At 64.8% G+C, this 18915-nt stretch carries 19 protein-coding genes; 15 read left to right on the top strand and 4 right to left on the bottom strand.

What is annotated here, in order from left to right; genetic code table 11:
• Positions 1-64: 64 nt before the first annotated feature.
• The 5 genes from DBY63_RS11050 (at position 65) to DBY63_RS11030 (ending at position 5327) form a co-directional block, all read left to right on the top strand.
• Complete coding sequence (locus DBY63_RS11050; protein WP_074584571.1) at positions 65-1216, top strand: M14-type cytosolic carboxypeptidase; 1152 nt, start codon at positions 65-67, stop codon at positions 1214-1216.
• Between the two features lie 98 nt (positions 1217-1314).
• Entirely contained in the window at positions 1315-3354 is a 2040-nt protein-coding gene (gene metG, locus DBY63_RS11045) for a methionine--tRNA ligase (RefSeq protein ID WP_108581936.1), read from the top strand.
• Between the two features lie 42 nt (positions 3355-3396).
• Positions 3397-4371 carry an RnfABCDGE type electron transport complex subunit B gene (locus DBY63_RS11040; protein ID WP_108581935.1) on the top strand — a complete coding sequence of 325 codons (975 nt, stop codon included), beginning with the start codon at positions 3397-3399 and terminating at the stop codon, positions 4369-4371.
• Positions 4368-5006 carry an endonuclease III gene (nth, locus tag DBY63_RS11035; RefSeq protein WP_027597609.1) on the top strand — a complete coding sequence of 213 codons (639 nt, stop codon included), beginning with the start codon at positions 4368-4370 and terminating at the stop codon, positions 5004-5006. Before DBY63_RS11040 ends, nth begins: the two co-directional genes overlap by 4 nt.
• A 141-nt stretch (positions 5007-5147) precedes the next feature.
• A complete protein-coding gene (locus tag DBY63_RS11030) occupies positions 5148-5327 on the top strand; it encodes a hypothetical protein (RefSeq protein ID WP_007162755.1) in 180 nt (59 codons plus the stop codon).
• Positions 5328-5377: 50 nt separating this feature from the next.
• Here the strand turns inward: DBY63_RS11030 and DBY63_RS11025 are convergent, their stop codons facing one another.
• Complete coding sequence (locus tag DBY63_RS11025; protein ID WP_007162754.1) at positions 5378-6595, bottom strand: argininosuccinate synthase; 1218 nt, start codon at positions 6593-6595, stop codon at positions 5378-5380.
• A 117-nt stretch (positions 6596-6712) separates the two neighbouring features.
• Positions 6713-7663: an OmpA family protein gene (locus DBY63_RS11020; RefSeq protein WP_027601305.1), complete on the bottom strand. Its 951-nt coding sequence runs from the start codon at positions 7661-7663 to the stop codon at positions 6713-6715.
• Positions 7664-7804: 141 nt separating this feature from the next.
• Between DBY63_RS11020 and pyrC the strand changes: the two genes are divergently transcribed.
• The 4 genes from pyrC to bfr all read left to right on the top strand — a co-directional run bounded on the left by pyrC (position 7805) and on the right by bfr (position 10520).
• On the top strand, positions 7805-8848 hold the full coding sequence (pyrC, locus tag DBY63_RS11015; RefSeq protein ID WP_042138456.1) for a dihydroorotase: 1044 nt from the start codon (positions 7805-7807) through the stop codon (positions 8846-8848).
• Positions 8845-9522, top strand: coding sequence for a ribonuclease T (rnt, locus tag DBY63_RS11010; RefSeq protein ID WP_108581934.1), 678 nt, complete (start codon positions 8845-8847; stop codon positions 9520-9522). Before pyrC ends, rnt begins: the two co-directional genes overlap by 4 nt.
• Positions 9523-9632: 110 nt before the next feature.
• Positions 9633-9848: a bacterioferritin-associated ferredoxin gene (locus DBY63_RS11005; RefSeq protein WP_007162750.1), complete on the top strand. Its 216-nt coding sequence runs from the start codon at positions 9633-9635 to the stop codon at positions 9846-9848.
• 192 nt (positions 9849-10040) lie between these two features.
• Positions 10041-10520: a bacterioferritin gene (bfr, locus tag DBY63_RS11000; protein WP_027597606.1), complete on the top strand. Its 480-nt coding sequence runs from the start codon at positions 10041-10043 to the stop codon at positions 10518-10520.
• A 58-nt stretch (positions 10521-10578) separates the two neighbouring features.
• Here the strand turns inward: bfr and grxD are convergent, their stop codons facing one another.
• Entirely contained in the window at positions 10579-10905 is a 327-nt protein-coding gene (grxD, locus tag DBY63_RS10995) for a Grx4 family monothiol glutaredoxin (RefSeq protein WP_007162748.1), read from the bottom strand.
• A gap of 244 nt (positions 10906-11149) precedes the next feature.
• Between grxD and DBY63_RS10990 the strand changes: the two genes are divergently transcribed.
• Positions 11150-11554 carry a DUF3597 domain-containing protein gene (locus DBY63_RS10990; RefSeq protein ID WP_007162747.1) on the top strand — a complete coding sequence of 135 codons (405 nt, stop codon included), beginning with the start codon at positions 11150-11152 and terminating at the stop codon, positions 11552-11554.
• Positions 11555-11748: 194 nt separating this feature from the next.
• Positions 11749-12666, top strand: a complete 918-nt coding sequence (gene argF / locus DBY63_RS10985) for an ornithine carbamoyltransferase (RefSeq protein WP_007162746.1) — start codon at positions 11749-11751, stop codon at positions 12664-12666.
• Between the two features lie 48 nt (positions 12667-12714).
• On the opposite strand, the gene DBY63_RS10980 is transcribed toward argF, so the two are convergent.
• Complete coding sequence (locus tag DBY63_RS10980) at positions 12715-13497, bottom strand: PhzF family phenazine biosynthesis protein (RefSeq protein WP_007162745.1); 783 nt, start codon at positions 13495-13497, stop codon at positions 12715-12717.
• A gap of 296 nt (positions 13498-13793) precedes the next feature.
• On the opposite strand from DBY63_RS10980, the gene DBY63_RS10975 reads away from it, so the two are divergent.
• The 4 genes from DBY63_RS10975 (at position 13794) to glpD (ending at position 18827) form a co-directional block, all read left to right on the top strand.
• Entirely contained in the window at positions 13794-14666 is an 873-nt protein-coding gene (locus tag DBY63_RS10975; protein ID WP_027597605.1) for an MIP/aquaporin family protein, read from the top strand.
• A gap of 30 nt (positions 14667-14696) precedes the next feature.
• Positions 14697-16205 (top strand): glycerol kinase GlpK, encoded by a 1509-nt coding sequence (glpK, locus tag DBY63_RS10970; protein ID WP_027597604.1) that lies wholly within the window; start codon positions 14697-14699, stop codon positions 16203-16205.
• A 171-nt stretch (positions 16206-16376) separates the two neighbouring features.
• On the top strand, positions 16377-17141 hold the full coding sequence (locus DBY63_RS10965; protein WP_007162742.1) for a DeoR family transcriptional regulator: 765 nt from the start codon (positions 16377-16379) through the stop codon (positions 17139-17141).
• A 156-nt stretch (positions 17142-17297) separates the two neighbouring features.
• Positions 17298-18827, top strand: a complete 1530-nt coding sequence (gene glpD, locus DBY63_RS10960; protein WP_108581933.1) for a glycerol-3-phosphate dehydrogenase — start codon at positions 17298-17300, stop codon at positions 18825-18827.
• Positions 18828-18915 lie beyond the last annotated feature (88 nt).

Raw genomic sequence — 18915 nt, 5'->3', positions numbered from 1 at the left:
CCTTGCTAAAGCCTATCCACGCGGCGCTACACTCCCGGCTTTCCCCTCGCCCGTGGAGCCCTGCGTGAACGCCTCTTCCCTGCACATCAGTTCCACCTTCGACAGCGGCGCCGTCGAGGTGCTGTCCCTGGCCGACCACGCCGACATCCGCCTGCGCATCCGCCCGGACACCGCCTCGCCCTTCACCCAGTGGTTCCATTTCCGTCTCGAAGGCGCCCGCGGCCTGCCCTGCCAACTGAGCTTCGACAACGCCGGCGAGTGCGCCTACCCCGAAGGTTGGCGCGACTATGGGGTGGTGGCCAGCTATTGCGGCCAGCAGTGGTTCCGCATCCCCAGCCGCTATGACGGCAAGACCCTGAGCTGGACGGTCACCCCGGAGCACGACAGCCTGTTCTTCGCCTATTTCGAGCCCTATCCGGAGAGCCGCCACCTGGCCTTCATGGGCGAAGCCCAGCGGCATCCCGCCGTCCGTCTGGAAACCGTCGGCCGTTCGCTGCTGGGACGTTCGCTGGACCTGCTGCGCATCGGCACGCCGGGCGCCGGCAAGAAGAACATCTGGATCATCGCCCGCCAGCACCCCGGCGAGCCCATGGCCGAGTGGTTCGTCGAAGGCCTGCTGCGCCGGCTGCTGGGCCTGGGCGAACACCAGGGCGATCCGGTGGGCGGCAAGCTGCTGGAGCACGCGGTGCTGCACGTGGTGCCGAACATGAATCCCGATGGTTCGGCCCTGGGCAATCTGCGCACCAACGCCGCCGGTGCCAACCTCAACCGGGAATGGCTGGAGCCGGACGAAGGACGCAGTCCCGAGGTGCTGGCGGTACGCCGGGCCATCGCGGCGAGCGGCTGCGATCTGTTCCTCGACATCCACGGTGACGAAGCCCTGCCCTATGTCTTCGTCGACGGCTGCAACGGCCTGCCCAACTTCGGCGAGCGCGAGGAAGCCGAGCAACGGGCCTTCCTGCAGCGCTTCCAGCGCGCCAGTCCGGACTTCCAGACCCAGTACGGCTATCCCCGCGGTCATTTCGGCAGCGAGACCCTGAAGCTCGCCACCAAGTACGTCGGTCATACCCATGGCTGCCTGGCGCTGACCCTGGAGCTGCCGTTCAAGGACAACGCCAACGATCCCCGCCCGGACGTCGGCTGGAACGGTGCCCGCAGCGCCGCCCTGGGTGCCGCCATGGTCAGTGCCCTGTATTGGCAGCTGGCGGATCTCTAAGTCCGGACCTGCACCCGCCCATCCCTACGGATGAAACCGACCGGCCATTTCGCTATGATGGTCGGTCACCTTATCAGCGTCGCGATCCAGCCAAGACCATGACCGAGCCCCGCAAGATTCTCGTCACCAGCGCCCTGCCCTATGCCAACGGCTCCATCCACCTCGGCCACATGGTCGAGTACATCCAGACCGACATCTGGGCGCGCTTTCAGCGGCTGCGCGGCAACCAGTGCCTCTATGTCTGCGCCGACGACGCCCACGGCTCGGCCATCATGCTGCGCGCCGAGCGTGAGGGCATCACGCCCGAACAGCTGATCGACAACGTCAAGCGCGAGCACAGCGCCGATTTCGCCGACTTCGGCGTGGCCTTCGACAACTTCCATTCCACCCATGCGGAAGAGAATCGCGAGCTGTCGCGCGCCATCTACCTGAAGCTGCGCGAAAACGGCCACATCGCCACCCGTCCGGTCACCCAGTATTTCGACCCGGACAAGCAGATGTTCCTGGCCGATCGCTTCATCAAGGGCACCTGCCCCAAGTGCGGCAGTGCCGACCAGTACGGCGACAACTGCGAGAAGTGCGGCGCCACCTACGCCCCCACCGAGCTGAAGGATCCCAAGTCGGCCATCTCCGGCGCGACCCCGGTGCTGCGTGAATCCGAGCACTTCTTCTTCAAGCTCCCCGATTTCACCGACATGCTCAAGGGCTGGACCCGCGGCGGCGCCCTGCAGGAATCGGTCGCCAACAAGATCGCCGAATGGCTGGACGCCGGCCTGCAGGAGTGGGACATCTCCCGGGATGCGCCCTACTTCGGCTTCGAGATTCCCGACGCCCCGGGCAAGTACTTCTATGTCTGGCTGGACGCCCCCATCGGCTACATGGCCAGCTTCAAGAATCTCTGCGATCACCGCGACGACCTGGACTTCGATGCCTTCTGGAACAAGGACAGCACTGCCGAGCTGTACCACTTCATCGGCAAGGACATCGTCAACTTCCACGCGCTGTTCTGGCCGGCCATGCTCGAAGGCGCCGGCTATCGCAAGCCGACCGCGCTCAACGTCCACGGCTTCCTTACCGTCGACGGCCAGAAGATGTCCAAGTCCCGTGGCACCTTCATCAAGGCGCGCACCTACCTGGATCACCTCAATCCCGAGTACCTGCGCTACTACTTCGCCGCCAAGCTCTCGCGCCACGTCGAAGACATCGACCTGAACCTCGAAGACTTCGTGCAGAAGGTCAACTCCGACCTGGTGGGCAAGGTGGTCAACATCGCCAGCCGCTGCGCCGGCTTCATTCACAAGGGCAACGCCGGCCTGCTGGTGGACGCCCAGGCCGCGCCCGAGCTGGAAGCCGCCTTCCGCGCCGCCGCGCCGAGCATCGCCGAGGCCTACGAGACCCGCGACTTCGGCCGCGCCATGCGCGAGATCATGGCCCTGGCCGATCGCGCCAACGCCTGGATCGCCGATAAGGCGCCCTGGAGTCTGGCCAAGCAGGACGGCAAGCAGGATGAGGTCCAGGCCATCTGCGCCCAGGGCATCGAGCTCTTCCGCCAGCTGGCGATCCTGCTCAAGCCGGTGCTGCCCAACCTGGTCGCTGCCGCCGAGAGCTTCCTCAATGTCGCCCCCCTGACCTGGGCCGACCTGGACACGCGCCTGGCCAATCATCAGCTCAATGCCTTCCAGCCCCTGCTCACCCGCATCGAACCCGCCAAGGTGCAGACCATGATCGACGCTTCCAAGGAAGACCTGGCCGCCCAGGCCGCACCCCAGCCCGCCGGCAACGGCGAACTGACCAAGGCCCCGCTGGCCGAGACCATCGACTTCGACACCTTCTCCAAGGTCGATCTGCGCATCGCCCTGATCGAGAAGGCCGAGTTCGTCGAGGGCGCCGACAAGCTGCTGCGCCTGACCCTGGACATCGGCGATGCCAAGCGCAACGTCTTCTCCGGCATCAAGAGCGCCTACCCGGAGCCGAGCCAGCTCGAAGGCCGCCTGACCCTGTACGTTGCCAACCTGGCGCCGCGCAAGATGAAGTTCGGCGTCTCCGAAGGCATGGTCCTGGCCGCCGGCCCCGGCGGTACCGAGATCCACCTGCTCAGCCCCGACATCGGCGCCAAGCCCGGCCAGCGGGTGATGTGATAGCGACGGCGCCCCAGGGCGCCGTCCTTTCAAGTGCAAGCCATGAACGCCCAAACCAACCTCATCAGTGCCATCGACGCCCTCTTGCCGCAGACCCAGTGCGGCAAGTGCGGCCATCCCGGTTGCCAGCCCTATGCGGCGGGCATCGCCGCGGGCGAAGCGCACAACAAGTGTCCACCCGGCGGCACGGCCACCATCCTCGAGCTTTCGGCGCTGCTCCAGCGTCCGGCACTGCCCCTGGACTCGCCCTATCCGATAACGCCCAGCCAGCGCGCGGTGATTCGCGAGGCCGACTGCATCGGCTGCACCAAGTGCATCCAGGTCTGCCCCACCGACGCCATCCTTGGCGCAGCCAAGCTGATGCACACGGTCATCGAAAGCGAATGCAGCGGTTGTGAACTGTGTCTGGCACCCTGCCCGGTGGACTGCATCGACCTGGTGGCGGTACCGGCCCCGGTCGATCGCCCGGCGGAGCGTCGCCGCGCGCAGTACTACCGCCGCCGCTTCGACGCCCGCCAGGCGCGCCTGCAGCGCGACCGCGAGCGCCTGGAGGCCGAACGCCAGCGGCGGCAGGTGCCTCCTGCAGTCAGCACGCCGGCGGAGACGCCGGCCACCGCGGACGCTGCGCTCAAACCCTTGAAGATCGCCGCCGCCATGGCCCGGGTCGCCCTGCAAAAGGCCGAACGGCAACTGGCGCAGTACGGCACACCGGCCCTGGAGGCCCAGGTGCAGCAACTGCGCGAAGCCGCCGAGCAGGCCCAGGTGGCCCTGGACAGCGCGCAGCGTGGAGCGGCCACCGCCAGGGCGCCGGCCCTGGCGACGCCAGCCACCGACCCCGCCGCCCTCAAGCAGGCACGCATCGCCGCCACCCTGGCGCGTGCCCAGCTGACCAAGGCCGAGCGCGCCTTCGGTAGCGCGCCCACCCCCGAGCAGAGCGCTCAACTGGCTGCCCTGCGCGGCGCCGCTCAGCAGGCTGCCCACCGTCTCGCCGCACTGGAATACCCGAACAGCCCATGAACGCCGCCAAACGCCTGGAGATCTTTCGCCGCCTGCACGAGGACAATCCCGATCCCAAGACGGAACTGGCCTACGCCTCGCCGTTCGAGTTGCTGATCGCGGTGATCCTCTCCGCCCAGGCCACCGATGTCAGCGTCAACAAGGCCACCGCCCGCCTCTATCCGGTGGCCAACACCCCCCAGGCCATCCTGGACCTGGGCGTGGAGGGGTTGTCGGAGTACATCAAGACCATCGGCCTCTATAACAGCAAGGCCAAGAACGTCATCGAGACCTGCCGGCTGCTGCTGGAGCGCCATGGCGGCGAGGTGCCCCAGACCCGCGAGGAACTGGAGGCGCTGCCCGGCGTGGGCCGCAAGACGGCCAACGTGGTGCTCAACACCGCCTTCCGCCAGCTCGCCATGGCGGTGGACACCCATATCTTCCGGGTCAGCAACAGAACCAATCTTGCACCCGGCAAGAACGTGGTGGAGGTCGAACTCAGGCTGCTCAAGGTGGTGCCCAAGGATTTCCTGCTGGATGCCCACCACTGGCTGATCCTGCACGGCCGCTATGTCTGCCAGGCGCGCAAGCCCCGCTGCGGCAGCTGCCGGATCGAGGATCTCTGCGAATACAAGGCGAAAACCTCTGACGATTGAAAAAGGGCCTGTCAAAGCCCTTTGGCGATTGAAAAAATCTTTTTTACCGGCCCCTGGTTTGTCGTTATAAGGTGCGCGAAAAGGTCCCGCAGCCCTGTCGATGAGTGCGTGTGATCCTGTCCAGCCTTGCAGGAGTTACCAATGGCCGAAGACAAAAGCGATATCGATGTAGACGATGATTTCGAGACCGATGGCGAAGCGCCCGAGACCGTCGAACCCGTCGTCAGCAAGACCAACCTGACCAAGCGGCGGCTGATCGACAACATGCTCGAAGAGCGCCGCCTGAAGCGGCAGATTTCCGAGTACGACTTCGATCTGTAAGCCATAAAAAACCCCAGCCGAGGCTGGGGTTTTGCGTTGCCAGGCGACCCTTACAGCAGGGTGCGGCCCTTGCCTGCGGCGATGCGCATGCGCAGGGCGTTGAGCTTGATGAAGCCCGCCGCGTCCGCCTGGTTGTAGGCGCCGCCGTCTTCTTCGAAGGTGGCGATGTTGGCGTCGAACAGCGACTCGTCGGACTTGCGGCCGACGACGATGACGTTGCCCTTGTACAGCTTCAGGCGCACCACGCCGTTCACGTTGGCCTGGGAGGCGTCGATCATCTGCTGCAGCATCAGCCGCTCGGGGCTCCACCAGTAGCCGGTGTAGATCAGGCTGGCGTACTTGGGCATCAGTTCGTCCTTGAGGTGGGCCACCTCGCGGTCGAGGGTGATGGACTCGATGGCGCGGTGGGCCTTGAGCATGATAGTGCCACCGGGGGTCTCGTAGCAGCCACGGGACTTCATGCCCACATAGCGGTTCTCGACGATGTCCAGGCGACCGATGCCGTTCTCGCCGCCGATGCGGTTCAGTTCGGCCAGCACGGTGGCCGGGCTCAGTTCCTTGCCGTCGATGGCGACGATGTCACCGTTGCGGTAGGTCAGCTCGAGATAGGTCGGGGTATCCGGCGCGGCTTCCGGCGACTTGGTCCAGCGCCACATGTCTTCTTCATGCTCGGTCCAGGTGTCTTCCAGCACGCCGCCCTCGTAGGAGATGTGCAGCAGGTTGGCATCCATGGAGTACGGCGACTTCTTCTTGCCGTGGCGCTCGATCGGGATCTGATGCTTTTCGGCGTAGTCCATCAGCTTCTCGCGGGACAGCAGGTCCCACTCGCGCCAGGGCGCGATCACCTTGACGCCCGGCTTGAGGGCATAGGCGCCCAGCTCGAAGCGCACCTGGTCGTTGCCCTTGCCGGTGGCGCCGTGGGAGATGGCGTCGGCGCCGGTCTCGTTGGCGATCTCGATCAGGCGCTTGGCGATCAGCGGACGGGCGATGGAGGTACCCAGCAGGTACTCGCCTTCGTAGACGGTATTGGCACGGAACATCGGGTAGACGAAGTCGCGGACGAATTCTTCGCGCAGGTCGTCGATGTAGATTTCCTTGACGCCCATGGCCTTGGCCTTGGCACGTGCCGGTTCGACTTCCTCGCCCTGGCCGAGGTCAGCGGTGAAGGTCACCACTTCGCAGTTATAGGTATCCTGCAGCCACTTGAGGATCACCGAGGTGTCCAGGCCGCCGGAATACGCCAGGACTACCTTCTTCACATCCGCCATGCCGTTCGCTCCCGTGTATTGCGTTGAGTCGGAAAGCGACAATTCTACTGGTCGCCTCGCTGCTTTTACAGGGGCGCGACGCACTCTGATGTCTGGGCGACATGCGGTCGGGGCGGGTCAGCCCTTGGGCTTGGCCGGCGGTGCCGGGGTGGGCGCCAGCGATTCGGGCGGATTGGCCGCGGTACTGGTGGCTGGCGCAGCCGGCGGCTCGCCGCTCGGCGGGACCCGCGAGAACACCAGGGTCACCCGGCGGTTGAGCGCGCGATTGGCCTTGCTGGTGTTGGGCGCCACGGGGTACTGCTCGCCAAAGAAGCGCAATTCGATCTGCTCCGCAGCGAAGCCCTTGCTCTTGAGGTACTCCATCACGGCGATGGCGCGCAGCCGCGATTCCTGGCGGTTGTCCAGGCGGGTGCCCTGGTTGTCGCTGTAGCCGGAGACGATGACATGATTGACCGTCGGATCGGCGTTCAGGTATTCGTCGATGAGGTCGAGCTTGGCCTTGGCGAGGTCGTCCAGGGTATCGCCGCCGCCCGGAAAATTGACCTGGGAATGGCGGATCTGCTCGAAGTTGACCGCCAGCAGCTTCTGGGTGCAGGCCTGGAATTGCTGGTAGGCCGGTTCGAAGCGCACTGGCAACAGTCGCACCTCGACGCGGTCGTCCAGGGCCCCCGAGCGACTCACCTGGGGCATGCGCCCCTCCATCAGCCCCGCCAGCAGGCGCTGCGCCTGCTGCGCGCTGGTGGCCAGCGCCTGCTCGCCCTCAACCACCTTGACCGAGCCAAGGCTGATATCGCCCAGCCCCGGCTTCCAGGGCACCGCCGCCGCCTTCAGGCTGGCGCTGCCCGCCGGCAACCACTGGCCATTGGGCCGCAGTTCGAACACCGTGGACTCGCCCGCGCGGCGCAGGAAGCCACCACTGCCGAAGCGCGGGATGGGCTGCAGCAGGCGACAGGCGAAGATGTCACCCTCCACCTTCCATTCCACGCTCTCGAGCCGGCTCTGGAAGGTCATCCCCCAGGCCGGCACGGCAAGCAGCAGACAGGAAAGGAAGAGGTAACGCGGGCGCACGTCGGACTCCGGAAAGAAAAAGTACCTGGGGTTCTTATCGGTCGAGGGCGCGGAAAACTTGAGCGCGGTCCCGCCGCACGGGTGCCGGCTACCCCCTTTTCCGGTAGCATTTCCCTACTTTCCCGCAGCCTGGAATCCCGCATGACCGACCGGATCACCCTTGCCCGTCCCGATGACTGGCACATTCACCTGCGCGACGGCGCCGCCCTGCAGCAGACCGTCGCCGACGCCGCCCGGGAATTCGGTCGCGCCATCGTCATGCCCAACCTGGTACCGCCGGTGCGCAATGCCGAGCAGGCCGCCGCCTATCGCGAGCGCATCCTGGCGGCACGCCCGGCCGGCAGCCGCTTCGAACCGCTGATGGTGCTCTATCTCACCGACCGCACCAGCCCGGAAGACGTCCGCGCCGCCAAGGCCAGTGGCTTCGTGCATGCCGCCAAGCTCTATCCGGCCGGCGCCACCACCAACTCCGATTCCGGCGTGACCTCGCTGGACAACCTCTTCCCCACCCTGGAAGCCATGGCCGAGATCGGCCTGCCGCTGCTGGTGCACGGCGAGGTCACCCATGCCGAGGTGGACGTCTTCGATCGCGAGAAGAAATTCATCGATGAGCACCTGGTGCGTATCGTCCAGCGCTTCCCGACGCTGAAGGTGGTCTTCGAGCACATCACCACCGGCGACGCTGCGGCCTTCGTGCGCGAGGCCCCGGCCAACGTCGGCGCCACCATCACCGTGCATCACCTGCTGTACAACCGCAACCACATGCTGGTGGGCGGGATCCGGCCGCACTTCTATTGCCTGCCGATCCTCAAGCGCAACACCCACCAGAGCGCCCTGCTGGACGCCGCCACCAGCGGCAATCCCAAGTTCTTCCTGGGCACCGATTCGGCGCCCCACGCGCGGCACGCCAAGGAAGCGGCCTGCGGCTGCGCCGGCTGCTATACCGCCTATGGCGCCCTGGAGCTCTATGCCGAGGCCTTCGAGAGCCGCGATGCCCTCGACCGCCTGGAAGGCTTCGCCAGCCACTTCGGTGCCGATTTCTACGGCCTGCCGCGCAATGCCGAGACCGTCACCCTGGTGCGCGAGGACTGGCAGGCGCCGGCTTCCCTGCCCTTCGGTGACCACGAGGTGATTCCGCTGCGCGCCGGCGAGACCCTGCGCTGGCGCCTGGAGGTGGGTGCATGAGCATGGACGAGACCTTCAGCGACGAACTGGACGCCAGCCAGCCGATGTCCGACTCGCGCATCCCCATGGCACGTCGCTTCCGCGGCTACCTGCCGGTGGTGGTGGATGTCGAGACCGGCGGCTTCAACGCCGCCACCGATGCCCTGCTGGAAATCGCCGCCACCACCGTGGCCATGGACGAGGAAGGCGTGCTCTATCCGGATCACACCTACTTCTTCCGCGTCGAGCCCTTCGCCGGCGCCAACATCGAGGCAGCGGCGCTGGAATTCACCGGCATCAAGCTCGACCATCCGCTGCGCATGGCGGTGGGTGAAGAGCTGGCGCTCAGCGAGATCTTCAAGGGCGTGCGCAAGTCGCTCAAGTCCAGCGGCTGCAAGAGGGCCATCCTGGTCGGCCACAACAGCAGCTTCGACCTGGGCTTCCTCAATGCCGCGGTGTTGCGCTGCGGCCTGAAGCGCAATCCCTTCCACCCCTTCTCCAGCTTCGATACCGCGACCCTCGCCGGCTTGGCCTATGGCCAGACGGTGCTGGCCAAGGCCTGTCAGGCGGCCGGCATCGAATTCGATAACCGCGAAGCCCACTCCGCCCGCTACGACACCGAGAAGACCGCCGAGCTGTTCTGCGGCATCGTCAATCGCTGGCGGGAGATGGGTGGCTGGGTCGATCTCGACTGACCGTCCGTCGCCGATCCTGCCTTTGATGAGATTTTGCCGCCTACAACTTTGACAATCATTCTCATTGTCATTAGCTTTGGCGGCACCTCCACTCATACAGCAGGCGATCCATGTACGTGTGTCTTTGCCGTGGCGTGACCGACAAGCAGATCCGTGAAGCCATCTACGAGGGCTGCTGCAGTTATCGGGAAGTTCGGGAAAGCACCGGTTGCGCCACTCAGTGCGGCAAGTGCGCCTGCCTGGCCAAGCAGGTGGTCAAGGAAACCCTCGGCGAACTGCACGGCGCCCAGCAGCTCGCCTACGCGCTGGACGTGCCGCGCGCCTGAGCGCGAGCCCTGTAAAAAAAGCCGGAACCTGGGTCCGGCTTTTTTATTGTCTAATCAAACGCTTACGGAAAGGATGGAAAAGCTTCCGATTACCGTTCGATTTTCGTCGATTTTTCAACAACTTAAGCTTTTGACAAAGGACTGTTCCACGCTCAGACTGCCGGCAATCCCACCCCATTCGCAGGTCCGGCCATGAAAGGCGATATCACCGTCATCCAGCATTTGAACAAGATCCTCGGCAACGAACTGGTGGCCATCAACCAGTACTTCCTGCATTCGCGGATGTACAACGACTGGGGTATCCGCAAACTCGGCCATCACGAGTACAAGGAATCCATCGACGAGATGAAGCACGCCGATCGCCTGATCGAGCGCATCCTGTTCCTGGAAGGCCTGCCCAATCTGCAGGACCTGGGCAAGCTGATGATCGGCGAGAACACTCAGGAGATGATCCAGTGCGACCTGCGCCTGGAAATCAGCGCCGTGGCCGACCTGCGTGAAGCCATCACCTACTGCGAAAGCGTACGGGACTACGTCAGCCGCGACATGCTCAAGGACATTCTCGAATCCGAGGAAGAGCACATCGACTGGCTGGAAACCCAGCTGAGCCTCATCGCCAGTGTCGGGATCGAGAACTACATCCAGTCGCAGATGCACGACGACGACGATTGATCGGGCAGATGCCCACAAAAAAGCCCGCACATTGCGGGCTTTTTTGTGGACCAGGGACTCAGGCGTCCTTGGTTTCCACGGCTTGCTTGATCAGGGTCTGCAATTCGCCCTTCTCGTAGAGTTCGGCGAGGATATCGCTGCCGCCGACCAGTTCACCACCGACCCACAGCTGGGGGAAGGTCGGCCAGTTGGCGTACTTGGGCAGATTGGCGCGGATTTCCGGATTCTGCAGGATGTCGACGTAGGCGAATTTCTCGCCACAGGCCATCAGCACCTGAGCGGCACGGGAAGAGAAGCCGCACTGAGGCGCGTTCGGCGAACCCTTCATGTAGAGCAGCACGGGATTGTTGGCAATCTGGTCTTTGATGGTATCGATGATGTCCACGATGCACCTCGCTAATACGGTGGGACGATTGTAACGGAAAGGCCGGTGGAACGCCGGGATTTCCGCGACGTCCAGCCCGTGACAGGCGCGGCTCGACCTGGCAATCGACCACGTTCCGACCCGGCCGTTCGCCAGCACCATGACCATCCCGAGCGGCGCCAGGCAAAACTTTGGCGCCCGGGCCGTGGTCAGGTTAAGGGTAGGCGCCGCTCGGTGCGCCTGATCCAAGACCCAGGAGAACTCCATGAGCCTGTTCAGCAAGATCCTCTCGAAGCTCGGCATTGGTGAAGCCCATGCGGATACCCCCGCCGCTGCGCCCACCACCGGCGCGACCGATACCGCCGCACCCGCCGGCAGCCCGGCCGCCCCGACCGGCGCCACCCCCATGAGCCAGGTGGACGTCGCCGCCAAGCTTGACGGTCTGGCCGCCCAGAAAGGCGAACAGCTCAACTGGAAGACCTCCATCGTCGACCTGCTCAAGCTGCTCGACCTGGACAGCAGCCTGACCGCCCGCCAGGAGCTGGCCAAGGAACTGAACTGCCCCGCCGACAAGATGGGCGACTCCGCCCAGATGAACATGTGGCTGCACAAGGCCGTTCTGCAGAAGCTGGCCGACAACGGCGGCAACGTCCCCGCTGACCTGCTGTAAGGCACCGCCCCTTCGCTACCCCGTCCCAGGCTAGCCGCTCGAAACGAAGGGCCTAGGCTGGGATGGTGGTAAAATGCGACATGAACTTATACCATTTCGCCTTTGGTCTTTCCGCCGTTTGAAACGGCATGCTCTCAGGTTCGCCGCGCCCTCCATGGACGGCCGTTACCGGGACGGGACGCTAGGGTAACGAAATGACGGTTCGCCACTTTCTTTCTTTCATGGACTGTTCCCCCGAGGAACTCCGGCAACTCATCGCACGCGGCATCGAGCTCAAGGCCCTGCGTAACAGGGGCGTGCTGCATGAGCCCCTGCGCAATCGCGTCCTGGGCATGATCTTCGAGAAGGCCTCCACCCGCACCCGCCTCTCCTTCGAGGCCGGCATGATCCAGCTCGGTGGCCAGGCGATCTTCCTCTCGTCTCGGGACACCCAGCTCGGCCGTGGCGAGCCCGTCCCGGACAGCGCTCGCGTCATGTCGAGCATGCTTGACGGCGTGATGATCCGCACCTACGCCCACGAGATGCTGACCACCTTCGCCGCCCATTCCCAGGTGCCGGTGATCAATGGCCTGTCGGACGATCTGCACCCCTGCCAGCTGCTGGCGGACATGCAGACCTTCTTCGAGCACCGCGGCGATATCCGTGGCAAGACCGTGGCCTGGATCGGCGACGGCAACAACATGTGCAACAGCTATATCGAGGCGGCCGAACAGCTCGACTTCAATCTGCGCATCGCCTGCCCGGAAGGCTACGAGCCCAATCCGCGCTTTCTCGAACGCGCCGGCGAGCGCGTCCGGTTGACCCGGGATCCGCGCGAGGCCGTGGCCCAGGCGCACCTGGTCAGCACCGACGTCTGGACCTCCATGGGCCAGGAAGAGGAAACCCGCCTGCGCCTGGCGGCCTTCAAGCCCTACCAGGTCACCGCCGAGTTGCTCGATGGCGCCGCGCCGGATGTCCTCTTCATGCATTGCCTGCCGGCGCACCGCGGCGAAGAGATCAGCCATACCCTGCTGGACGACCCGCGCGCCGTGGTCTGGGACGAAGCCGAAAATCGCCTGCATGCCCAGAAGGCGCTGCTCGAATTCCTCATCAAGCCGCCACTGCACGCCTGATCCGGAGCCGAAGACCTCGGCCGCACCCTGGCCGCCGAGGTCTCCCCATCACAGCAGCAGCTGCCCGCGCATGACCGTTACCGCGCGTCCGGCGATGCTGACCCTATCCCCTTCCAGCCGACACCTGAGCTGCCCACCCCGCGCCGAAAGCTGCTGGGCGGTGAGCATCCGCTTGGCCAATCGCCGCGACCAATAGGGAATCAGGCTGCAGTGCGCCGAACCGGTGACGGGATCCTCGTCCACGCCCACCGCCGGGGCGAAGAAGCGCGACACGAAGTCGACCTCCTGGCCACGCGCGGTCACGATGACGCCCTGCCAGGGCAGCCGGGCGATGGCCGCCAGATCCGGCTTGCAGTCCCGTACCGCCTGTTCCGATTCCAACAGCACCAGCAGCTTGTCCGCCGCCAGGGCATCCACCGGTGATACCCGCAGGGCACGCTCCAGTTCGGGGGTCACCCCCAGCTCCGTGGGCACTAGCGCAGGGAAATCCAGCGCCAGCAGGCCGTCCACTTCGCGAAACACGCGCAGGACGCCGGACTGGCTGATGAACGCCAGGCGGTCGCCCGCCTCGCCATACACCTCGAACAGGACATGCGCCGCGGCCAGGGTGGCATGGCCACACAGGGGCACCTCGGTCCGCGGGGTAAACCAGCGGATGCGCCAGGTATCTCCCTCCTGCACTACGAAGGCGGTTTCCGAAAGATTGTGCTCGGTGGCGATCCGCTGCAGCAGCTCGTCGGCTGGCCAGCTGTCCAGGCGGTAGACCGCGGCGGGATTGCCGCGAAAGGGCTGATCGGTGAAGGCATCGACCTGATGAAATTCTAGGGGCATGCGCGCTACCTGAGCAGAAGAAGAAAAACAGCGAGCGTCGCCGTCGCGCGGGCACCAGACCCCTGATGATCCCTGGCCGCAACGGCTACCTCTTGAGACCTGCCAACGGGCCGGTTGTCGCCAGAAGTCCTATGACCAAAATAGCAGGCGGCGTCGCATCGGCAATGAATTGTCGAACGTCGTCACTGTTTTTGCGCTCAGGAGCTTTGACAGTTTTCATATTTGAAATTAGATTTTCGGTTGCGAACAAATGGCTCCCTGGCCACCTATAAATACAACAACCACGAGGCTCCTCCATGAGTACTCTTCTCGCTCCAACGCTACGCGGTCAATGCATCGCCGAATTCCTCGGCACAGCCCTCCTCATCTTTTTCGGTACAGGTTGCGTGGCGGCCGCGAAGGTCGGCGGTGCCACCCTCGGCCTGTGGGAAATCAGCATCATCTGGGGCGTGGGTGTGAGCATGGCGGTCTACCTGTCCGCCGGGGTCTCCGGCGCGCATCTCAGCCCGGCCGTCACCATCGCCCTCTGGCTGTTCGGCGGCTTCGAAAGACGCAAGGTGCCCGCCTACATCCTGGCCCAGGTCGCCGGTGCCTTCTGCGGCGCGGCTCTGGTCTACGGCCTCTACAGCAGCCTGTTTTTCGATTATGAACAGGCCCACAACATGGTCCGCGGCAGCCAGGCGAGCCTGGAGCTGGCCGGCGTTTTCTCCACCTATCCCCATCCTTCCCTGTCGATTGGCCAGGCGTTCCTCGTCGAAGCCGTCATCACGGCGATCCTGCTGGCCATGATCATGGCCCTCACCGACGACGGCAACGGTCTGCCCCGCGGCCCGCTCGCGCCCCTGCTGATCGGCCTGCTGATCGCCGTGATCGGCGGCTCCATGGGCCCGCTGACCGGCTTCGCAATGAACCCGGCGCGGGATTTCGGACCCAAGCTGATGACCTTCTTTGCCGGCTGGGGCGAGATCGCCTTCACCGGTGGCCGTGACATCCCCTACTTCCTGGTTCCCATCTTCGGCCCCATCGTCGGTGCCTGCCTGGGCGCCGCCGGTTACAAGGCGCTGATCTGCCGCCATCTGCCCGGCCTGGCCTCCGGTGCCTGCGACGTTCCGGCCAAGGCCGAGGAAAGTGCCCGCACCGAAGTGACCTCCGCCTCCAAAGCGTCCTGATCGCCGCGAATCACAATAAGGAACAAGACCATGACCGACCAGAACAAGCAGTACATCGTCGCGCTCGACCAGGGCACCACCAGTTCGCGCGCCATCGTGCTGGACCGCAATGCCAACGTGGTGACCATCGCCCAGCGCGAATTCGCGCAGATCTATCCGCAGGCCGGCTGGGTCGAGCACGATCCCATGGAGATCTGGGCCACCCAGAGCGCGGTGTTCGTCGAGGCCCTGGCCCAGGCCAGCATCAGCAACGAGCAGATCGCGGCCATCGGCATCACCAATCAGCGTGAAACCGCCATCGTCTGGGACAAGACCACCGGTCGTCCCATCTATAACGCCATCGTCTGGCAGAGCCGCCAGAGCACCGCGATCTGCGACCAGCTCAAGCGCGACGGCATGGAAGACCATATCCGCAAGACCACCGGCCTGGTGATCGACCCCTATTTCTCGGGCACCAAGATCAAGTGGATCCTCGACCACGTCGAAGGCAGCCGTGAACGCGCCCGCCGCGGCGAACTGCTGTTCGGCACCGTGGACACCTGGCTGATCTGGAAGATGACCCAGGGTCAGGCCCACGTGACCGACTACACCAACGCCTCGCGCACCCTGCTGTTCGATATCCACAAGCGCGAGTGGGACGCCACCATGCTCGAGGTGCTGGACATCCCGCGCGAGATGCTGCCTGAGGTGAAGTCCTCTTCCGAGGTCTATGGCCAGGCGCACCTGGGTAGCGGCCAGACCACCGGCATCCCCATCGCCGGTATCGCCGGCGACCAGCAGGCGGCCCTGTTCGGCCAGATGTGCGTGGAGCCGGGCCAGGCCAAGAACACCTATGGCACCGGATGCTTCCTGCTGATGAACACCGGCGAGAAGGCGGTGCAGTCCCAGCACGGCCTGCTGACCACCATCGCCTGCGGTCCCCGCGGCGAGGTCAACTACGCCCTGGAAGGCGCCATCTTCAACGGCGGCTCCACCGTCCAGTGGCTGCGTGACGAACTCAAGGTGATCAACGATTCCCTGGATTCCGAGTATTTCGCCACCAAGGTGACCGACAGCAACGGCGTCTACCTGGTCCCGGCCTTCACCGGCCTGGGCGCGCCCTATTGGGATCCCTATGCCCGCGGCGCGCTGTTCGGCCTGACCCGCGGCGTCAAGGTGGACCACATCATTCGCGCCACCCTGGAATCCATCGCCTTCCAGACCCGCGATGTGCTGGACGCCATGCAGCAGGACGCCGGCGAAGCCCTGAAGTCCCTGCGGGTGGACGGCGGCGCCACCGCCAACAACTTCCTCATGCAGTTCCAGTCGGACGTGCTCGGCACCCGGGTCGAGCGGCCGGAAATGAAGGAGACTACCGCCCTCGGCGCGGCCTACCTGGCCGGTCTCGCCACCGGCTTCTGGAGCAGCCTGGACGAGTTGCGCAGCAAGAGCACCATCGAGCGCGTATTCGAACCGGCCTGTGATCCGACCAAGAGAGACACCCTGTACAAGGGCTGGAAGAAGGCCGTCGAGCGTACCCGCGGCTGGGCGCTGGACTGAGTCGAATCCGACCGGGAGGCGACCGGCACCTGCCGGGCCGCTTCCCGCAAGACTCCCCCACCAGGCCGGCGTCTTCCGACGCCGGTCTTGCTTTGCGCGACAAGCGCTTTCCACCCGGATAGAGCTACGGCATCCTCTGTGAATTTACTCGATCACCTCAAGGAAGCCGTAATGAGCCTGGCGCCTCGCCAACAGCAGATTCTCGAACTGGTCCGTGAGCGCGGCTACGTCAGCATCGAAGAGCTGGCCCAGCATTTCTCCGTCACCCCCCAGACGATCCGTCGTGACATCAATCAGCTCGCCGAAGCCGGGCTGCTACGGCGCTACCACGGGGGCGCCGCCCACGACTCCAGCGTGGAAAACACCGAATACAGCATGAGAGCGGGCCAGATGCGCGAGGAAAAGCGTCTGATCGCCGAAGCCGTGGCCGCAGCCGTGCCCGACCACGCCTCGCTGTTCATCAATATCGGCACCACCACCGAGGCCATCGCCCATGCCCTGCTCGGGCATCGCAGCCTCAAGGTCATCACCAACAATCTGCACGTGGCCAACATTCTCAGCGCCAAGGACGACTTCGACGTGCTGATCGCCAGCGGCAAGGTGCGCAGCGATGGCGGCGTGGTGGGCCAGGCCACGGCCGACTTCATCAAGCAGTTCAAGGTCGACTACGCCCTGGTGGGCATCAGCGGCATCGACGAAGACGGCACCCTGCTGGACTTCGACTACCAGGAAGTCTGCGTCTCCCAGGCCATCATCCATAACGCCCGCCAGGTGTTTCTCGCCGCCGACTCCAGCAAGTTCGGCCGCAACGCCATGATCCGCCTCGGCAGCCTGGAACAGATCGACCAGCTGTTCACGGAGCAGGAGCCTTCCCCGGCCTTCGCACGCTGCCTGCGCGAGTGGCAGGTCAAGGTCGAAGTGGCGCGTCCGCGCTGATCCCTCGAGGCGACGACCATTCGTCGCCTCACCTCTGTCTATATTCGTTTTTTTTCGTTTTAGCGGTCTTAAGCCACAGGCTTGGCTAGAACCTGAGTTTTTGCTGGGCTATTATGTTCGAAACCGAATAATTATGTTCGTTTCACAGGAGGCACCATGGCCCAGGCACCCACTGCAACTCCCCGGACTTACGATCTCGCCGTCATCGGCGGTGGCATCAACGGTGTAGGCATCGCGGCCGATGCAGCCGGTCGGGGTCTGTCGGTGTTTCTCTGTGAACGCGACGACTTGGCGAGCCATACCTCTTCCGCCAGCAGCAAGCTGATCCATGGTGGCTTGCGCTACCTGGAACATCACGAATTCCGCCTGGTGCGCGAAGCCCTCGCCGAGCGTGAGGTGCTGCTGGCCAAGGCGCCCCATATCGTCAAGCCGATGCGCTTCGTCCTGCCCCACCGTCCGCACCTGCGTCCGGCCTGGATGATCCGTGCCGGTCTCTTCCTTTATGACCACCTCGGCAAGCGCGAAAAGCTGCCGGGCTCCCGTGGCCTGAAGTTCGATGCCCAGGGGCCGCTCAAGGCCGAGATCAAGCGCGGCTTCGAATATTCCGATTGCTGGGTGGACGACGCCCGCCTGGTGGTGCTCAACGCCATGCAGGCGCGCGACAAGGGTGCCGACATCCTCACCCGCACCCGCTGCGTCAGCGCCCGGCGCGTCGAGGGTCGCTGGGAAGTCGAGGTCGAGGGGCCCCAGGGCCGCCAGCAGATCCGCGCCAAGGGCCTGGTCAATGCCGCCGGCCCCTGGGTCGCCAGCTTCATCCGCCAGGACCTGCAGCAGAAGTCGCCCTATGGCATCCGCCTGATCCAGGGCAGCCACGTCATCGTGCCCAAGCTGTACGAAGGCGAGCAGGCCTACATCATGCAGAACGAAGACCGCCGTATCGTCTTCGCCATCCCCTATCTCGGCCAGTACACCATGGTGGGGACCACGGATCGCGAGTACCAGGGCGATCCGGCCAAGGTGACCATCACCGACCAGGAAATCGACTACGTCCTCGGTGTGGCCAACGCCCACTTCCGCAAGCAGCTCAGCCGCGACGATGTGCTGCACACCTTTTCCGGTGTGCGCCCGCTGTGCGACGACGAATCGGACAACCCCTCGGCCATCACCCGCGACTACACCCTGTCGCTGGCCGAGGAACAGGGTGCGCCGCTGCTGTCGGTGTTCGGTGGCAAGCTGACCACCTACCGCAAGCTGGCCGAATCGGCCATGGCGCAGCTGCAGCCTTTCTTTCCGCAGCTGGGCAACAGCTGGACCGCCTCGGCACCGCTGCCCGGTGGCGAGCAGATGACTACGCCCCAGGCGCTGACCCGCGAATTGCTGGACAAGGTCAGCGGCCTGACGCCCGCCCTGGCACAACGCTGGGCGACCACTTACGGCAGCCGCGTCTGGACCCTGCTGGGCGGTTCGCGCTCTGTGGAAGAGCTGGGTGCGGTGCTAGGCGCCGATCTGCATGTGCGTGAGGTGGAATACCTGCAGCGTCACGAGTGGGTCACTCGCGCCGATGACGTGCTCTGGCGGCGGACCAAGCTGGGCCTGGTGTTCACCGACGCCGAGCGGGCGGCCCTGGAAGACTTCCTGGCGCATTCGGAACCGACCCAGGCCACCAAGGGCAGCAACGCGGCCTGAGACCCGGAAAGAGCCGTCTCGCGAGTGGGCAATCCGCTCGGGGACGGTCGGAACTCACCCGGCAATCGAACCGGCAAGGACTGGCCAG

This window comes from Pseudomonas sp. RIT411, assembly GCF_003057735.2.
In the GTDB taxonomy this organism is placed as follows: Bacteria; Pseudomonadota; Gammaproteobacteria; order Pseudomonadales; family Pseudomonadaceae; genus Chryseomonas; species Chryseomonas oryzihabitans.
Note: the sequence above shows the minus strand (reverse complement) of the source record. Positions and strands in the feature narration are given on the sequence as shown.

Excerpts from the sequence above, each read along its gene's own strand:
- metG (WP_108581936.1), top strand. The coding sequence starts at position 1,315 with ATGACCGAGCCCCGCAAGATTCTCGTCACCAGCGCCCTGCCCTATGCC.
- DBY63_RS11040 (WP_108581935.1), top strand. The coding sequence starts at position 3,397 with ATGAACGCCCAAACCAACCTCATCAGTGCCATCGACGCCCTCTTGCCG.
- nth (WP_027597609.1), top strand. The coding sequence starts at position 4,368 with ATGAACGCCGCCAAACGCCTGGAGATCTTTCGCCGCCTGCACGAGGAC.
- DBY63_RS11030 (WP_007162755.1), top strand. The coding sequence starts at position 5,148 with ATGGCCGAAGACAAAAGCGATATCGATGTAGACGATGATTTCGAGACC.
- DBY63_RS11025 (WP_007162754.1), bottom strand. The coding sequence starts at position 6,595 with ATGGCGGATGTGAAGAAGGTAGTCCTGGCGTATTCCGGCGGCCTGGAC.
- pyrC (WP_042138456.1), top strand. The coding sequence starts at position 7,805 with ATGACCGACCGGATCACCCTTGCCCGTCCCGATGACTGGCACATTCAC.
- rnt (WP_108581934.1), top strand. The coding sequence starts at position 8,845 with ATGAGCATGGACGAGACCTTCAGCGACGAACTGGACGCCAGCCAGCCG.
- DBY63_RS11005 (WP_007162750.1), top strand. The coding sequence starts at position 9,633 with ATGTACGTGTGTCTTTGCCGTGGCGTGACCGACAAGCAGATCCGTGAA.
- bfr (WP_027597606.1), top strand. The coding sequence starts at position 10,041 with ATGAAAGGCGATATCACCGTCATCCAGCATTTGAACAAGATCCTCGGC.
- DBY63_RS10990 (WP_007162747.1), top strand. The coding sequence starts at position 11,150 with ATGAGCCTGTTCAGCAAGATCCTCTCGAAGCTCGGCATTGGTGAAGCC.
- argF (WP_007162746.1), top strand. The coding sequence starts at position 11,749 with ATGACGGTTCGCCACTTTCTTTCTTTCATGGACTGTTCCCCCGAGGAA.
- DBY63_RS10980 (WP_007162745.1), bottom strand. The coding sequence starts at position 13,497 with ATGCCCCTAGAATTTCATCAGGTCGATGCCTTCACCGATCAGCCCTTT.
- DBY63_RS10975 (WP_027597605.1), top strand. The coding sequence starts at position 13,794 with ATGAGTACTCTTCTCGCTCCAACGCTACGCGGTCAATGCATCGCCGAA.
- glpK (WP_027597604.1), top strand. The coding sequence starts at position 14,697 with ATGACCGACCAGAACAAGCAGTACATCGTCGCGCTCGACCAGGGCACC.
- DBY63_RS10965 (WP_007162742.1), top strand. The coding sequence starts at position 16,377 with ATGAGCCTGGCGCCTCGCCAACAGCAGATTCTCGAACTGGTCCGTGAG.
- glpD (WP_108581933.1), top strand. The coding sequence starts at position 17,298 with ATGGCCCAGGCACCCACTGCAACTCCCCGGACTTACGATCTCGCCGTC.